Source organism: Pseudomonas baetica, from assembly GCF_019733355.1.
In the GTDB taxonomy this organism is placed as follows: Bacteria; Pseudomonadota; Gammaproteobacteria; order Pseudomonadales; family Pseudomonadaceae; genus Aquipseudomonas; species Aquipseudomonas baetica_A.
The window spans coordinates 1-16,685 of sequence record NZ_JAIHLQ010000025.1; the positions used below are offsets into that span (position 1 = coordinate 1).

The following is a 16,685-nucleotide window of genomic DNA, read 5'->3' on the forward strand; positions in this document are numbered from 1 at the left end:
CCCGCCCTACGCCTTGCCCGAGCACAAGACCCGCACCGTGCTGCGCAGCCACAGTTCACCGCACACCGGCGGCTACAACGAACTGATGATCGAAGACCGCGCCGGCCAGGAAAAAATCTACCTGCGCGCCGAGCGTGACTTTGAACAACTGATCCTCAACGACAGCCATAGCCTGACCCGCCGCGACCGTTTCGAACAGGTCGACAACCACAGCACCAGCCTGATCAAGGCTGACGAACGCCACACCACCGACGGTACGCGCAACACCGTCATCGGCAGCGACGACCTGCTCAGCATCAGCGGCAACAGCAGCACCATGGCTGATGGAACGCTGGTGATTCAGGCCGGGCCGCATGCGCGGGTTACCGCGAGCCAAGTGGTGATTGATGCCGGGACAAGCCTGACGCTGACGGCGGGCGGCCATCACATCGTGATCAATTCGGGTGGGATCTTCAGCAGCGTGGCCATCGTCGAGGGCGGCGCGCCAGTGGTTGGAGTGGCGGCGTTATCTGCTATCCCATCAGCCGAGATCGCCCTTCAAGCCCCCGTATTAATTCAAACGCAGCGTCTGACCCTGATGGCCAAGAGGCCGATCTGCGCTGTTTGCGAAGCCGCCAAACAGCAGCGTGGAGAAGCCGATGCTTGAATTACCGTCCTTACCCGATGACTTGCCATGGTCCGTGCAGGCCTATTTGCTGATGGATGGTGTAAGTGTCCCCAACCTGCCGCAATGCCTGCGCCGCTGGGACAATCTGGCTTACTGCCTCTACCAAGGCACACGCTGGCAGGAGCTGGCGGATATTTCGCCGTACCTGATCACTCTCAAAGGCGCAGACGATCCGCTGCTCACGTACTTTCAGGAAAACGCCACGCAGGAATGGGGCTTCTTGCTGTTCAGCAAGGCCGATGCGCCAACGCTCTGCAAACACTGGCGTCGCCTGCTCACCGTCAAGCACCCGAGTTCGATTGAGGTCATGCTGCGCATCGCCGATCCAGCCGTCATGCATCCATTGCTGAACCTTGCACAGCAAGCCAATAGCGCGCGCTGGTTTGGCCCGGTTCAGCACCTGTGCCTGCCCGATGGGCTACACGCCGTCTGGCAACAACATCAACGTGCGGACGCTGCTGCGCCCGACACCACCGATATCTATCAGTTGACCGAACAGGAACTCACCGCTCTGGGAGAAGCGCAGTTTCATCAGTCGGTGCTCAGCCTCAACAATCACTTGCAGCGATATTTCCCCGGATTCATGGCGGCCTGTTCAGCCTGGGAACGACTTCGATTTGCCGAGAAAACAGCACAGCAGGCCTATCAACAAGGCTTTACCTCGGAACAGGAAATCACCCTCTACGCCAACGTTTTCGGCTATCTGGGCGAACAACCACTGAGCGCCCACCCGGACATTGCACAACTGCTGACAGTGCCCTCCCAACAATCTCCCTTGAGCCGCGTGCGACGCGCCGCCCAATTGGCGCATGAGCGCACCACCCATTCACCGAGCGACTTGCCATGACAGCCGACGCCAATATTGCCGCCATGGCCAAGAGCGCCCAGGACACCCGTTCCCCTCTGGAAATGTGTCACTTGATGAGCGAAAAAGTGCAGCTGTTACCGCTGCGCTATGGCCTGGTCGAACAGCTTGATCCTTCTTCTGAATTGAGCATGCCGCTGAGCCTGAGCAGCCAACCGCTGGGCATTCGGCTGTTGCGTGACGGCTACCTGTACATCATCGATAACGGCACCGGTTACTTGCACGAATACCGCATTGAGCAAGGCCAGATCAGCAAACTGGTCTGGAAAGGCCAGGAAGTGGCCAGCGACACGCGCACAGCATCGGTCGGTGAGCCGCAACTGATCTTCACCCGGCAGCACACGCTGTTCGCTGGCTATTCGGAAATCCAGTGGACGGCCTACAAATGTTCGCAAGTGCTCAAGGACGCCACAGAGCGTGAACGTCTGATGCAACGCATCGAACCGGCGAGTGCTTGTCCGGACAAGGGCGGTGCGCACTTGTTGAGCCAACGGCAGGCGAATACCTGGCTGGCCGAGGTCGCCGAAAAATCCGCGCCAATCGATCTGCCCGAGGGCGCCAACCCGCAAGAGCGCCAGTCTTACGCCTGGGAAGACACGTCACTGTTCAAGAACACGTCGATTGAAACCCTCACCAGCCAAGTGCTGGGGGCCTATCAGAACGATTACCTGTTTCTGGTCTTGCGCGACGACTTCGGCGTGATGCGCGATCTGGCCAGCGCCCAACTGAATGTCGCGCACTGGCTCGATCAATGGAGCCGCGATGATGCCGCCCAGCGCCAGTACCTGACCGGCGCCTACATTCAGTCGTTGTACGAAGTGACCCCGGCACGCCTTGATGCACTGGCCAGCACCGACCCCGCCGTCAAAGCCCTGAAGGACGACACCAACGCCGAGCAACAAGCGGCCGTTGACGACTACTTGCGGGCGAAACGTGACAACGCCGGACCGTCAATCTTTGGCGACGAGGCTCATTGGCGAAAAGCGGCGCTGAGCAATCCTTACGCACGCGCCGCCGTCAATTTGCAGGACGCATTGGGTGAAGTGCTTTGGCAAAAACACCAAGGCACGATCACGGCACTTCACTTGCAAACCTGGGAGGCGCTGCACGGAAAAGAGATCGGCCAACGCGGCATCGATCACCTGATCAACCGTAGCGACATGCAAGCGTTCGTCAGCCGGCAGCAGACGCTGCTGAGCCATTGGCACAAGCGCTTGCAGGCCATTCGTGAAGATCGCTTGAACATGATCGTTGATGGTCATTTTCACCGGGCGGCTTGGTACTACGACTTGCGCAACGACGAGCAGATCCGCCATCGGCTGGAAACCGAATTCCTTTGCGTGGCCGCCCTGTGCTGGAACCGCGAAGCCACCGAAAAACTGGCGACCTTCCTCGACAGCAACCTGCTGACCGTGGTGCCGGGGCTGGACACGTTGACCTTGGCCGATCAGATGGAGGTGAGTAAAAAGCTCATGGACCTGAGCAACTTCTCGATCAAGGTCGCGGCGGCGCAGGAAAGCCTTGATGCGGTGGACGTGCTGACCAATCAGTTCAGAAGTTTGATGAATGAGCGGTTACCGAACTTTGCGGATTTGAATACGCGGTTTAGTGGGCTGCAGAGTTTGTTGGATGGGGCGTATAACCCGGCGCGGCAACTCAGTATTTCGGACGAGCTAGACACTGCTTATAAAGCATTCAAACAACGGCAAACCGTCGATCCAAATAGCTTCATCCGTGGCCTCGGCATCTCAACTTGCCTGCAACTGCTGCGCGAGTTTTCCCGAAGTGGACTGACCCTGCGGGCCGCGTCAGCGTCCGAATTCCAGGCCTTCAACAAGACCCGCGATACCGCGCTCGACCTGCGCCGCCAACTCAAGGACAGCTACAAATTGCGCCACCGCGAGTTGTCGCGGCAGATCCACGGCCTGGCCCCATCCGGTAGCGAGCAGGTGCATAACCAGCGCATCAATCAGCTCAGGGCTGCGTTGCTACCGCTGGAGGATAATCTCAGCCGCGCCCTGACCGTCGGCTCAAGCGGGCCGGGGCAAATCGGCACGGTGATCGATGGCATGGCCCCGGCGTTGCGAGAGGAGATGCATAGAACCGTACGTGATTTCCGCGCGACGGGGACGTTTGGCAAACCTATTGTCAGTGCGCTGAAATCCAAGGGTGACGGGATTGCGTTGTTGCTGTTTGTTTATCAGGGGCAGAAGTTTTTGGAAGCGTTGAGTGCGTTTGATTCAAAGGAAAAGTCGTCTTTATCTGACTGGGGGACACTCTTTGAATCATCGATTGGAATGTTGGCTGCGGGTTTTGCAGCGGTACAAGGTCTGTCGGTGACGATCCTTCAAGCGCATATCGAGCAAATGGACAGCGCCGCCGGAAAACTCAATACCATGAGCCGTTTGGGACGCTGGATGGCTGGATCAGGATTCGGAGCATTCATATTCGGTGGCGTGGCTGCGATAACCGACTCAGGCAAGCACTCCGTCCAGTGGACTAAAGCAATGACCGAAGGCAACCACCAAGCCTTGGCCGCCACGACTATACAAATCGCCGGCGACGCTACCCTCGTAGGCACCAACACTTGGGGCGCCAAACACACGACGTCGATCATCAGTCAGGTTCTGAGAAAACCCGCCGAACTCCGAGCTATTGCCTGGGCCGAAGCCAGTCCCCGGCTGCTGGGCATCGCTGCGCAAGCCAACCTCGTAGGTCTGATCGGCACAGCCCTGCAACTGCTGGGCGAAGGCCTCCACAACTATTTCAATCTGGATGCCTTACAAAAGTGGTTGCAGGCCAGCGCATGGGGTACCGCCAACCTGCAACGCAGCCTGCCAGAGGACTGGAGCGCATTGGCAACGGTGGTGCAACAACCGACCTGCGAGCTGATCCGCGAGGGCAAACGAACCTATTTGCTGCTCAGACTGCCCGGCGTCCGCACACGGGAAATGGACAGCCGCCGGCTGCAACTGCTGGCCTATCAGCAAACCCGCGCGGTACCGATCCCCGGCCCCTACAACAGCCAGTTGCCGCCCCGGCGCTGGCAGGAATGCAGCGCCGCGTGGGCCGCGGTGGCCGTAGTCGTCAGCCAGGAAGACGAGGCACTGACCTTGGACCTGCCGATCCCCGATGTCCTGCAAACATCCGATTTCGCCCTGGCCCTGAACATTGGCTACCAATTGGAAGCCGAACGCGATTTGATCCATCGCACCTGTTTTGTCCTGCGCGATCTGCGCATTGCAAGTGAACGTGGTGTACGGTTGCCGGCCCAAGGCCGATTTACACTCGACCCTGTGGAAACCTTGCCCACTGGATTGAGCAAGGCCCCGTACTGGTTATTCACCCGCGATGAAATGGCGACTGTCGATGTTTAGCAAACTGTTCAAGCGCAAAAAAAAGCCTGAAGCCAAAGACTCGGCACCGGACATTCGAAGCCAGCGGCCTAGTGCCGGTGAACTGCGGGTCAGGGGCTTGAACGAAACGCTGTTTCTGGCGCCATTACCGGTTTACACCGGGCAGGCACAAGTGTCTCGGCGTAACTTTTCGGAGATGAACGAGATCTACCTAGAGTTGGGGGGGAATAACCGGGGCACAGTTGAGCAAGCGAAAATATTGGCTGCTGGAATATGGATGGTTTTATTCCTCGCCTTTTTAATGCCAGTGCTGATCTCAGTCTGGTTGGTATTTTTTAGCCCGTCAGAATTCAATCGGAAATTCTTAGAGCTTATTTGGGATGGATTGTACGTATTCGCCACGGGATCGCTTCTATCCATTATTCCAATTGGCGGCTACGTCTACGGCATGCTCTCCAACGTCCGCACCCTCTCCAAAAGTTACCCCGTGCGCTTCAACCGCCAACGCCGCGAAGTCTGCTACATCGACGACACCACCCATCGCGTACTCATCGTGCCGTGGGAAAGCGTGGTGGCCTGGGTCGCCGGCAGTCAGGGCGTGACCAGTTACGGCGCCATGCGCGATTACACCTTCGGCATGGGGCTGGAGGACGAAGAACACGACACCGTGCAATTCATCCTGTCGGCCCAACCCAGCGATGTGCATGCACTGGGTATGTGGACGTCGATTCGCAATTACATGGAAGAAGGGGAATTGGTGGATACGCCAAGCCCCATGCTCGCCGCATTGGGTATCACCTTGAGTGAGGACGAACTCAAACCCTATGAAGGGCTGCACACGTTTGAAGTCGAACGCCTTGACGCCAGAGCACTGGGTCGATTGGACGATGGTGGCGGTCACCTCACTGCCGAAGAACGAAAGCGTTGGGGTTACTCCAAACGTTCGCCATGGCCCCTGCGCTGGTGGTACGTGCGCCGTGTACTCACGTTCTGGAAAATGCCCTACCTGATCGCCGAATGGGCGCACCGCAAGGGCCGCCCGACCCTGCCGGAAAACGTGCAAGCCTGGTCGCAACCCCTGCCCCCCGAGCAATGGGCCAAACCCAGCCCTGCGCTGCAAAAAGCCAACGCACTGGTCAAAACTGCGATGGATAAAAAAGGCGCGAACTTCGTCGATGCCTGTAAAGCGGCAGGGTTGCATTGAGCAAGGCCCCGTACTGGTTGTTCACCCGCGACGAAATGGCGACTGTCGATGTTTAGCAAACTGTTCAAGCGCAAAAAAAAGCCTGAAGCCAAAGACTCGGCACCGGACATTCGCAGCCAACGGCCAAGTGCCGGGGAGCGACGGGTGAAGGGTTTGAATGAGACCTTATTTCTGGCGCCGTTGCCGGTTTACACCGGACAGGCACAAGTATCTCGGCGTAATTTTTCAGCAATGAACGAAACCTATCTTGAGTTGGGCGGTAGCAACTTCGGGATGGTTGAGCTAGGGAAGAGATTGGCGATTCAAATCTGGCTCGTATTGTTTATCGCCTTTATTGCACCGAGCCTGCTCATCATCTATGGGGTGCTCTTTTATCCAGAAAACTTCAGGAACCCTTTGCATGAAATACTGACTTTTTTTCAAGTTGGCGTCGTGGTTTGCCTTGTATCCATGATCCCCCTTGGCGCCTTCATCTACGGCATGCTCTCCAACGTCCGCACCCTCTCCAAAAGTTACCCCGTGCGCTTCAACCGCCAACGCCGCGAAGTCTGCTACATCGACGACACCACCCATCGCGTACTCATCGTGCCGTGGGAAAGCGTGGTGGCCTGGGTCGCCCGCAGTCAGGGCGTCACCAGTTACGGCGCCATGCGCGATTACACTTTCGGCATGGGGCTGGAGGACGAAGAGCACGACACCGTGCAATTTATCCTGTCGGCCCAACCCAGCGATGTGCATGCACTGGGCATGTGGACGTCGATTCGCAATTACATGGAAGAAGGGGAATTGGTGGATACGCCAAGCCCCATGCTCGCCGCGTTAAGCATCACGTTGAGCGAAGATGAACTTAAACCGTATGAAGGGCTGCATACCTTCGAAATCGAACGGCTCGACGCCCGATTTATGGGCGATCTCGATGACGGCATGGATGATGACTATCGCAAGCGCTATGGATATCCCCAACCCACGAGATGGCCCCTGCGCTGGTGGTACGTGCGCCGCATCCTGACCTTCTGGAAAATGCCCTACCTGATCGCCGAATGGGCCCACCGCAAAGGCCGCCCGACCCTGCCGGAAAACGTGCAAGCCTGGTCGCAACCCCTGCCCCCGGAACAATGGGCCAAACCCAGCCCAGCCCTGCAAAAGGCCAATGCACAGGTCAAAACTGCGATGGATAAAAAAGGCGTCAACTTCGTCGATGCCTGCAAAGCGGCAGGGTTACATTGAGCGCGCCTTTGAAACCCTGCCCAGCGGATTGAGCGGGACGCCGGACTGGTTGTTAGATATCCAGAACCAGTAACTCGGCAACTCCTACACTGGCGGTTGCTGCATCGTTATTTATCCCGCGTGTCGATTCGCGGCGTTCCCATTCGACTAAGCCGTGAATCCCCCACACTCCACGGAGTCACCACTATGCGATTCATGATCCTCGTAAAAGCCAGCGCCGATTCCGAGGCCGGCATCATGCCCAGCGAAGAACTGCTTAGCGCCATGGGCAATTTCAACGAAGCACTGGCCAAGGCCGGCATCCTGGTAGCGGCCGATGGCCTGCACCCGAGCAGCAAAGGTATTCGGGTGCAATTCTCGGGAGATAAACGCACGGTCATTGACGGCCCCTTCAACGAAACCAAAGAGCTGGTAGCCGGCTACTGGATCTGGGACGTGAAGTCGAAAGCAGAAGCCATCGAATGGGTCAAGCGTTGCCCCAACCCGATGCCGGGCACCGACTCAGATATCGAGATTCGCCAGATATTCTCCGCCGAGGATTTCGGCGCCGAATTCACCCCGCAACTGCGCGAGCAGGAATTGCGCATTCGCGAACAGGCGAAGAAGCCCTGACCGCCCCTGCCACCTCGCGCTCGATTAACTTTAGGAGCTGTCGAGTCAAACGAGGCTGCGATCTTTTGATCTTGCTTCTAAAGACCAAGATCAAAAAATCGCAGTCTTCGGCAGATATCAAGATCGTTGCTGTTCAGATGGGCTGTATGTTTGAAGCTTGTTTGCCTTTTTTGTCTACCTTTACATCAAACGAAACTCTTTGACCCTCTTGAAGCGATTTTAAACCCGCACTTTGAACCTCAGAGAAATGCACAAAAAGATCATTCCCGTCCTCATCCGACGTGATATAGCCAAAACCCTTCGCCTCGTTAAAAAACTTCACCGTTCCCGTAGCCATATTTGCCTTCCTTCTTTCATTTACGCGCAAGCCGATAATTTTGCGCGGCACCCAACCATCAAAAACCCATATCTCCATTCCGACAACTGTCAAACCTGACAGGGTGTAAATATCCACAGTCTCACCCGCCCGCCGCTGGCCTAGCCGCGATTACCTGCTAGCTTCAATCGCAGGTGTCCTGAACGCTTGGTAAAGCAGGATTACTAAATTAGCGGCACAGGCGTGCCTGCATCGACAGTGTTCATCAGAGAGTCGGAATTCATGGCGAAGAAAATGAGAAGGCATGCATGGCTATTGGCGGCGGCTCTTTTGCCGGCGATTGCGTTTGTCAGCTGTGGCGTCGGTACTTGAGAACTCGGCCCCCAAGCCCTTAGGCATTGCCTCAGATCACGCCTGAGGCAATGCCTGAAAGCGTCGGCTTATTTGGATTTGAGCTTGAGATAAGACTGGTTAAGATCCGACGCCCAGCCATCGATTACGCTTTTCACGTCATCAGCCTTCATGACCTGCGATTCGTTTGCCAGCGGCTTGCCGGTGCCCTTGCGTACCACCTGAGCAACCACTTTGTTGTTAGCGCCATCCAGGAACACCGCTTCGGTGGCCAGGGTGGTTTCCTGATCACGGATACCGCTCGCCGTGCTGACAGCCGCGGCTACCAGCGCAATTGGGATCACTTCATAAGGTTTGAGACCTTCGGTCTTGCTGCTGACGGCGGTGATCGCCGCTCGCACCACCATCACGCCCGGGCCTGGACCGGTGGCCAATGGCAAGGACTTGCCGATTTCGCGTTTGAGTGCCTGATCGTAATAGCGGGTGATACCGTTGAGCGTCTGTTGCGGGATCTTGGCGGTTGGCTGGGGTTGGGGATAGAGCTGGGTTGGTTCGATGTAAACGCTGGTGAACTTGTTGATGTCGGCTTTGGGGTCGATCCAACGCATCACTTCGGCACCGGACGGTGACTTGGCCTCTTTGAGCAGGCTGTAGTCCTTGAGAAACCCGGAGTATTCATCGGGAGCAACGGTTTTGCTGGAGCACCCGAGCACTGTGAGGGTGGCAATGCACAAGGTGCCCATCATTACGGCTGGCTTCATGCTGTAACTCCTTTCAACAAGGCCTGAATGTATTGCGTCAGGGGGAATTACAGGTATAGCTAAAGTCCGGAAAATTGCACTGCCGCCGAATGAGGGGGCTTTTGCCCCCTGCGACTATTCACCAGGACGACGTCTCGCCACTTCTCAACGCCATCTCACGCCGACTGTTGGCGCGCATCGCCTTGATCAGCGACACCGTACCTACCAACAAAATCGCGGCGCCAAACAGGAAGTCGATGTTGTACAGCTGGAAGTCTTGCACCGGTCCGATCAGCAGCACCCGCACCACCGCAATGCCTGCTAGCGTGGCAAGGAAGTCGATCCCCGGCTCATCGCGATAGAACACCAGCATCAACGGCAGGCACAGCACCAGCAGCATCAACAGCACCACGACCTTGAACGAGCCTTTGCGTTCGACGCTGAACGCGCATTCATGCGGGCCGTAGGCCTTGTAGTCTTCGTCGCGGATCATCGAGTTTTTCTCGTTGATGTAATCGACGCGGTTGTACTTCTGGATCGGTGTGAAGGTGTTGGACATCGCCATCAGCGTGGTGATGTTCTTGAAACGCAAGTCAATGCGTTCGCTCCCCTTGAGGTAATAGAGCACCGGTTTATAGCCGTAACGGTAGGTATCGAACGGGAACTCGGTGACCTGACCCTGAACGCCGATCGGGCGAGGCTCAAGTTCAGCGTAGGCACTTTTGTTGGAGGACGAGAGATTGCGGCTCAGTGGCTGAACCTTGACCTGCTCCAGGAAGATCGGCGTGACGCCGTAGGACCACTGCAAAGGTTCCAGACGCAGGCGCAGTTCGTTGCGGCCCAGGTCGTAACGGTTGAACGTGCGTTCGGACACCACCACAGAACCGCTGAGCATGAATTCGCCGCGCAGGTTGTTGGTGACGCGCAAGGTCAGTTGGTCCTTGCCCAGCAACGCCGCCTCGTTGGTCGGCGGTGTGCCGCACCACGCGGTACTTTCACCGGCACCGCCGAGTTGGCCGTCGCGGTTTTCCTTGAATACATAAAAGTAACTGGCCCACAGCGTCAGCATCAAAAGCGACGCGGTGAGGCTCAGGATTTTCTTGCCCGGACTCACTGAACAGACTCCCTTCTTCGGTCCCATCGGCCAGCCGAAAACCCGCTGGCGACGGCAACTCTACCAAAAGGCCACCATCGACCCAAGAAAAAAAGCCCGAAACGTCAGCGCTCTAAGGGTTTCCCCTGTACCGGCAAAGGGTTAGCGGCGGCGGAATAACGGCCGCGGCTCAATCACCGAACGGCCATACAACACGCTCATCCCCGCCAGCCCTTTGAGCGCATCTTCAGCCGATTTGTCTTCGCGCACGGCAAAACTGTCGAACCCGCATTGGCGCATATGGCTGAGTTGATCACGCAGCACATCGCCAATTGCGCGCAACTCCCCTGCCCAGCCGAAACGACTGCGCAGCAGATACGCCTGACTGTAGGCGCGGCCGTCGCGAAAGCTTGGGAAGTCCAACGCGATTAGCGGCAGCGACGCCAGCCACGGGACCAGGCTTTCGACGTCATCGTCCGGCCCCAGCCACACCGCGTGGGTGGACGGTGACTCCAGCCAATGGGCCAGCGGCAGAATCAACAACCCTGCGGGCCTTGGTGTCGAAGGCTCGCGCACCAGCCTCCACGGATCATTCAGCTCAATCCGCGCCACTCCCTGCTCAAGTCGCAACAGATTGTTCATGCCGACACTTCCAGCGCCTTCGGATACACACGCTCCTTGAATGGCTCCAGCCCGATACGCGCCAACGTATCGACGAACAACTCCTCGCTTTCGCGATAGCGCACAAACGTGCCGATAATCCGTTCGATCACTTGCGGCACCTCGGCGGCGCTGAACGACGGGCCGATGACTTTGCCCAACGCGCTGTTCTTGCCCTGGGCGCCACCGAGGGTGATCTGGTACCACTCGCTGCCGTTCTTATCGACGCCGAGGATGCCGATATTGCCGATGTGGTGATGGCCGCAAGCGTTGATGCAGCCGGAGATGTTCAGGCTGATATCGCCCAGGTCGTGCAGGTAATCGAGGTTATCGAAACGCGACTGAATCGCCTGGGCAATCGGGATCGACTTGGCGTTGGCCAGCGCGCAGAAATCACCGCCCGGGCAGGCGATGATGTCGGTCAGCAGGCCCACGTTGGCACTGCCTAGACGTTGCTCACACGCCAGTTGCCACAGGGCGTACAAATCCGCTTTCGGCACATCCGGCAGGACGATGTTCTGCTCATGGGCGATGCGAATCTCGCCAAAACCGAAGCGTTGCGACCAATCGGCCACCGCGAGCATCTGCAATCCGGTCACGTCTCCCGGCGGCGCCGCCAGGCCCGGTTTGGTCGACAGCACGACGCTGGTGTAACCCGCCACTTTGTGCGGCTTCACGTTACGCGCGACCCAGCGGGCGAACGCCGGGCTTTCGGCCAGTCGCGTGCCGAAGTCCAGATCGGTGTCGGCCAGCGTGCGATAGGTCGGTGGTACAAAAGCGCTGGCGACCCGTTGATACTCGGCGTCGGTCAACTGCGCCGGGCCGTCCTTGAGGTGCTGCCATTCCTCTTCGACTTCTTTGGCGAACGCCTCGATGCCCAGCGCCTTGACCAGAATCTTGATCCGCGCCTTGTACTTGTTGTCGCGCCGCCCGTGGCGGTTGTAGACGCGCAGCACCGCCTCGACGTAGGACAACAAATGCTGCCACGGCAAACCTTCGCGGATCTGCAAACCAAGGATCGGCGTGCGCCCTAACCCGCCGCCGACGATCACTCGCAACAGCATTTGCCCGTCGCGGCCGGGATAAAGATACAGACCGATGTCGTGCATCATGATCGCCGCGCGATCTTGCTTCGCCGAGCAGATGGCGATCTTGAATTTGCGCGGCAAGAACAGGAATTCCGGGTTGATCGTCGACCATTGGCGCAGGATCTCCGCTAAGGGTCGCGGGTCGATCATCTCGTCCGCTGCGACCCCGGCGAACGCTTCGGTGGTGATGTTGCGCACGCAGTTGCCGGAGGTCTGGATCGCATGCATGTTCACTTGCGCCAAACGTTCAAGGATGTCCGGCACCTGGGCCAGTTCGATCCAGTTGAACTGCATGTTCTGCCGCGTGGTGAAGTGGCCGTAACCTCGGTCGTAATCACTGGCAATGCTCGCCAACGTGCGCATCTGCTCCGCGCTCAGCGTCCCGTAAGGAATCGCCACGCGCAGCATGTACGCGTGTTTTTGCATGTACAGGCCGTTTTGCAGACGCAGCGGCAGGAACTCCTCTTCACTCAATTCTCCCGCCATGAACCGTTCGACCTGATCGCGAAATTGCGCAACGCGCTCGAACACCAGTGCGCGGTCGTAATCGTCGTATTGATACATGCAGCGGCTACCTCATCAGGTTGAACGAATATCAGAACTGTGGGAGCGGGCACGCTCCCACAGCAGATCTGCCAGAGATAGGCACTATGCCGTTACAGCGCAGCACGTTACAGATTCACCTGAACGTATAAAAACCGTATCAGGGCGCGGCAGATCGCCGCAGGCAGCAGCCTAATCTGATCCGCATAAATGAAAGATTCCTGAGCCTGTTTTGTTTTTGACGAGGTTTCTACAGTGCAGCTCGTGCCAGACCGGGTGGCCTGGCAAGACTTTGCAACCGTGGATGAACTGACCATGAGCACAGCAACAATCGGACAGGCATATAACTACAAGGTCGTCCGCCAATTCGTTATCGCGACGGTTTTCTGGGGTGTCGTCGGGATGGCGATGGGGGTATGGATCGCCTCGCAACTGGTTTGGCCAGAGATGAATCTGGACCTGCCGTGGACAAGCTTCGGCCGCTTGCGACCGCTGCACACCAGCCTGGTGATTTTCGGTTTCGCCGGCAGCGCGCAGTTCGCCGCCAGTTACTACGCCGTGCAGCGTACCTGCCAGGTGCGGCTGTATTCGGACAAACTCGCCGCGTTCACCTTCTGGGGTTGGCAATCGGTGATCGTGATCATGCTGATCACCCTGCCGATGGGCTACACCACCACCAAGGAATATGCCGAGATCGAATTCTCAGGCGCCGTGTGGATGGCCGTGGTCTGGGTCGCCTACGCCGTGGTCTTCTTCACCACCGTGGTGCAGCGCAAAACCAAGCACATCTACGTCGGCAACTGGTTTTTTGGTGCGTTCATTCTGGTGATCGCCATGCTGCATGTGGTCAATCACTTGTCGATTCCGGTGGACTGGTTCAAGTCTTATCCGGTGTATTCCGGCGCCACCGACGCCATGGTGCAGTGGTGGTACGGGCACAACGCAGTGGGGTTCTTCCTGACCACCGGGTTCCTGGGGATGATGTATTACTTCGTGCCGAAACAGGTCAACCGGCCGGTGTACTCGTATCGATTGTCGATCGTGCACTTCTGGGCGCTGATCACCCTTTACATCTGGGCCGGCCCGCACCATTTGCACTACACCGCGCTGCCGGACTGGGCGCAGTCGCTGGGCATGGCCATGTCGCTGATCCTGCTGGCGCCGAGCTGGGGCGGGATGATCAACGGCATGATGACGCTCTCGGGCGCTTGGCATAAGTTGCGCACCGACCCGATTTTGCGCTTCCTGGTGCTGTCGCTGGCGTTCTACGGCATGTCGACGTTCGAAGGGCCGATGATGGCGATCAAGACAGTGAACGCCCTCTCCCACTACACCGACTGGACCATCGGCCACGTACACGCGGGCGCTCTGGGCTGGGTGGCAATGATCACCTTCGGCGCGACGTATCACATGGTGCCGAAAGTATTCGGCCGCGAGCAGATGTACAGCACGCCGCTGATCAACTTGCACTTTTGGCTGGCGACCATCGGCACGGTGTTGTACATCGCCTCGATGTGGGTCAACGGCATTACTCAAGGCCTGATGTGGCGGGCGATCAACGAAGACGGCACGCTGACGTATTCATTCGTCGAGGCACTGCAAGCCAGTCACCCGGGATTCATCGTGCGCTTTGCCGGTGGGGTGTTCTTCCTCAGCGGCATGTTATTGATGGCCTACAACGTCTGGCGCACGGTGCGAGTAGCGGATGTTGCGCTGGCGCGCAGTGAAGCGCAGATCGCCTGAGGCAGGGAGCCTGTGATGTTCGATATTTTCTTGAATGTGCTGGGGGTGGTGTTTTTGTGGCTGGCGGTGGAGTACTGCTTGCGGCATGAGACCGCGCAAAGTCTGGACGATGCGAGCATGGTGCCTTTTGCTGATGATCCGCAGGTGGCTCGGCGAGTTGAGCTGGCAACAGGCAAAACCGTGAAAGCGGTGGCCCCGGAAACGGCGAAACCGGGTTGGATCAATCTGGATATGTAGAGTTACCCCTTACTTCCTGTGGGAGCGGGCTGGCCGGCTCCCACAGGGGGAAGGTGTGAGTCCTTGAAACTACGCGCGATCACGCGGGATCAGGCTCTGCAGTTGCAACGCCAGAAAATCCGCATCAAACAAAAACGTATCCGGATCCTTCAATCCATTGGTCTTGCGCCATTGCCACTCTCCGCCCGGCAACCCCACCAGCGAAATACTGCCGTAACGCGCCGCCGTCAAGCCCATCACCGCCAGTGAAATCTGCCCGGCGCTGCCCATCACATCGGGCACGAACTCCACTGGTTTGCCAGCAATCACGATCGTCAGCTTCTCTGTCTTGAAGGTCGAGGTCTCGACCGGAGTGCTCGGTCCGAAGGCAACATAGGCTTCGCGGTTAACCTCCAGCAGATTCGGTGCCTGCACCGGTTGCAGCCATTGCTGAATATTGCCGAACAATTCAGTGATTCGCGTCGCCCATGCCTCCGACTGCGTTGTGAACAGTTGCTTCTTGTGCGCTTCACTTTCGGCGTAGTGACGAAGCATCTCGCCCAGTTGCTGTACATCGTTCATCGGTGCGTTCCTCGGCAGAGAGCCTGCGATAGCCGATAGTGACAGATCGAAGCGCTGGCGTACGTTTAACCTCAAATGCCGCCACCGTGACACTTTGCAAATGGATCAGCGGTACAGTTGCTTTGCACTGGCATACACCTCTGAACAAATGGACACTCTGCCGGGGCCCGACCTTCGCTACGGGCCATTGCCCGAGGACATTCAATGCGCACCATCGGCCTGATCGGCGGCATGAGCTGGGAGTCCAGCGCCGAATATTATCGACTCATCAATCAGCAGGTGCGTGATCGCCTTGGTCCATTACGGTCGGCGCAAGTGCTGATGTACAGCGTCGACTTCGGCCCGGTCGAACAGGCACAGCATGCCGGGCGCTGGGATGACGCGGCGGCGATTCTGGTGGATGCGGCGCGCAGGCTCCAAGCGGGTGGAGCTGAATGCGTGGTGCTGTGTACCAACACCATGCACAAGGTGGCCGATCACATTCAGGCGGCGATCAACATTCCGTTCCTGCACATCGCCGAACCGGCGGCGCAGGCGGCTTTGGCGATTGATGCGCGCACCGTCGGGTTGCTCGGCACAGCGTTCACCATGGAACAGGACTTTCTCAAGCAACGCCTGATCGCCCAAGGCCTGACGGTATGGGTGCCGGACGACGCTGAGCGCAAGGAGGTGCACCGGATTATCTACGACGAGTTGTGTGTCGGCGTGATCAGTGACGAGTCGCGGCAAATCTATCAACGGGTGATCGAATCGCTGACCGCACGCGGCGCTCAGGCAATCATCCTTGGCTGCACGGAAATCGGCCTGCTGGTCAAAGCCGAGCACAGCGCCGTGCCCTTGCTCGACACCACCGAACTCCACGCGCAGTCGGCGGTGGCGTTCGCCTTGGGCGACTGACTCAAACCTTCGATGAGCTACGCAGGCGGGCCATGCTCAGGGTGTCGACCCATTGCCCGTCGCGCACCGCGTAATCGCGAAACAGGCCTTCGGTCTCGAAACCGAACTTGCGGTAGAGACCAATAGCCGCCTCGTTATCGGCGAACACCGAAAGTTCGACGCGGTGCAGGTTCATCCAGTTGTCGGCAACCTCGAGCGCCGCTGCCAACAGTTTCGAACCCACGCCTTTGCCCTGCCAGGCTAGCGCTACGCCCATGCCGAGACTGCCGGCGTGGCTGCGGCGAATCCGCGAGTAGTTTTCCAGCCCCAGATGGCCGATGACCGCGCCCTGATGCAGCGCCACCAGTTTCACCGTTCGCTCGTTTTCCGCCATCAGTCGTTGCCGCCAGATCTCGGCGGATTGAAACGGCATCTGCAACACCTGGCGAGCAACGGCTGGATCGTTATAGAGCGCGGTAACGCTCTCAACGTGGGACTCGTTGAAGCGTTCGAGATGTATCGAGGGGCTGTGCTCGGGCATGGCGG

General features: G+C 58.1%; 16 protein-coding genes. 9 read left to right on the forward strand and 7 right to left on the reverse strand.

The window, feature by feature from the left end; all coding sequences use genetic code 11:
* The 6 genes from K5E40_RS21670 to K5E40_RS21695 form a co-directional block, all read left to right on the forward strand.
* Window positions 1–646: bacteriophage T4 gp5 trimerisation domain-containing protein (locus K5E40_RS21670; protein WP_409339142.1), on the forward strand; the 646-nt coding region annotated here is incomplete at its 5' end.
* Window positions 639–1,514, forward strand: coding sequence for a DUF4123 domain-containing protein (locus tag K5E40_RS21675; RefSeq protein WP_221732525.1), 876 nt, complete (start codon window positions 639–641; stop codon window positions 1,512–1,514). The genes K5E40_RS21670 and K5E40_RS21675, both read left to right, overlap by 8 nt.
* Window positions 1,511–4,909 (forward strand): toxin VasX, encoded by a 3,399-nt coding sequence (locus K5E40_RS21680; protein ID WP_221732526.1) that lies wholly within the window; start codon window positions 1,511–1,513, stop codon window positions 4,907–4,909. The genes K5E40_RS21675 and K5E40_RS21680 overlap by 4 nt, the downstream gene beginning before the upstream one ends.
* Window positions 4,910–5,336: 427 nt before the next feature.
* Complete coding sequence (locus K5E40_RS21685) at window positions 5,337–6,092, forward strand: DUF6708 domain-containing protein (protein ID WP_260455915.1); 756 nt, start codon at window positions 5,337–5,339, stop codon at window positions 6,090–6,092.
* Between the two features lie 48 nt (window positions 6,093–6,140).
* Window positions 6,141–7,319 (forward strand): DUF6708 domain-containing protein, encoded by a 1,179-nt coding sequence (locus K5E40_RS21690; RefSeq protein ID WP_260455916.1) that lies wholly within the window; start codon window positions 6,141–6,143, stop codon window positions 7,317–7,319.
* A gap of 186 nt (window positions 7,320–7,505) precedes the next feature.
* Entirely contained in the window at window positions 7,506–7,931 is a 426-nt protein-coding gene (locus K5E40_RS21695) for a YciI family protein (protein ID WP_221732527.1), read from the forward strand.
* Between the two features lie 133 nt (window positions 7,932–8,064).
* Here the strand turns inward: K5E40_RS21695 and K5E40_RS21700 are convergent, their stop codons facing one another.
* From K5E40_RS21700 to K5E40_RS21720, 5 genes are all read right to left on the reverse strand, one after another.
* The gene (locus K5E40_RS21700) at window positions 8,065–8,268 is read right to left on the reverse strand and encodes a cold-shock protein (protein WP_221732615.1); all 204 of its coding nucleotides are present in this window, start codon (window positions 8,266–8,268) and stop codon (window positions 8,065–8,067) included.
* A gap of 419 nt (window positions 8,269–8,687) precedes the next feature.
* A complete protein-coding gene (locus tag K5E40_RS21705; protein WP_221732528.1) occupies window positions 8,688–9,359 on the reverse strand; it encodes a DUF3313 domain-containing protein in 672 nt (223 codons plus the stop codon).
* A 118-nt stretch (window positions 9,360–9,477) separates the two neighbouring features.
* On the reverse strand, window positions 9,478–10,452 hold the full coding sequence (locus K5E40_RS21710) for a hypothetical protein (protein ID WP_221732529.1): 975 nt from the start codon (window positions 10,450–10,452) through the stop codon (window positions 9,478–9,480).
* Between the two features lie 141 nt (window positions 10,453–10,593).
* The gene (locus tag K5E40_RS21715) at window positions 10,594–11,073 is read right to left on the reverse strand and encodes a DUF934 domain-containing protein (protein ID WP_221732530.1); all 480 of its coding nucleotides are present in this window, start codon (window positions 11,071–11,073) and stop codon (window positions 10,594–10,596) included.
* Window positions 11,070–12,743 (reverse strand): nitrite/sulfite reductase, encoded by a 1,674-nt coding sequence (locus K5E40_RS21720; RefSeq protein ID WP_221732531.1) that lies wholly within the window; start codon window positions 12,741–12,743, stop codon window positions 11,070–11,072. The genes K5E40_RS21715 and K5E40_RS21720 overlap by 4 nt, the downstream gene beginning before the upstream one ends.
* Before the next feature lie 294 nt (window positions 12,744–13,037).
* Between K5E40_RS21720 and ccoN the strand changes: the two genes are divergently transcribed.
* Both ccoN and K5E40_RS21730 read left to right on the forward strand, forming a co-directional pair.
* On the forward strand, window positions 13,038–14,465 hold the full coding sequence (gene ccoN, locus K5E40_RS21725; RefSeq protein WP_221732532.1) for a cytochrome-c oxidase, cbb3-type subunit I: 1,428 nt from the start codon (window positions 13,038–13,040) through the stop codon (window positions 14,463–14,465).
* A gap of 15 nt (window positions 14,466–14,480) precedes the next feature.
* The gene (locus tag K5E40_RS21730) at window positions 14,481–14,702 is read left to right on the forward strand and encodes a cbb3-type cytochrome c oxidase subunit 3 (RefSeq protein ID WP_221732533.1); all 222 of its coding nucleotides are present in this window, start codon (window positions 14,481–14,483) and stop codon (window positions 14,700–14,702) included.
* A gap of 69 nt (window positions 14,703–14,771) precedes the next feature.
* Here K5E40_RS21730 and K5E40_RS21735 read toward each other — a convergent pair whose 3' ends face one another.
* Window positions 14,772–15,263, reverse strand: a complete 492-nt coding sequence (locus tag K5E40_RS21735) for a hypothetical protein (RefSeq protein WP_221732534.1) — start codon at window positions 15,261–15,263, stop codon at window positions 14,772–14,774.
* Between the two features lie 204 nt (window positions 15,264–15,467).
* Here K5E40_RS21735 and K5E40_RS21740 point away from each other — a divergent pair, with 204 nt between their 5' ends.
* Complete coding sequence (locus tag K5E40_RS21740; protein ID WP_221732535.1) at window positions 15,468–16,160, forward strand: aspartate/glutamate racemase family protein; 693 nt, start codon at window positions 15,468–15,470, stop codon at window positions 16,158–16,160.
* Window position 16,161: 1 nt separating this feature from the next.
* Here the strand turns inward: K5E40_RS21740 and K5E40_RS21745 are convergent, their stop codons facing one another.
* Window positions 16,162–16,680, reverse strand: coding sequence for a GNAT family N-acetyltransferase (locus K5E40_RS21745; protein ID WP_221732536.1), 519 nt, complete (start codon window positions 16,678–16,680; stop codon window positions 16,162–16,164).
* Window positions 16,681–16,685 lie beyond the last annotated feature (5 nt).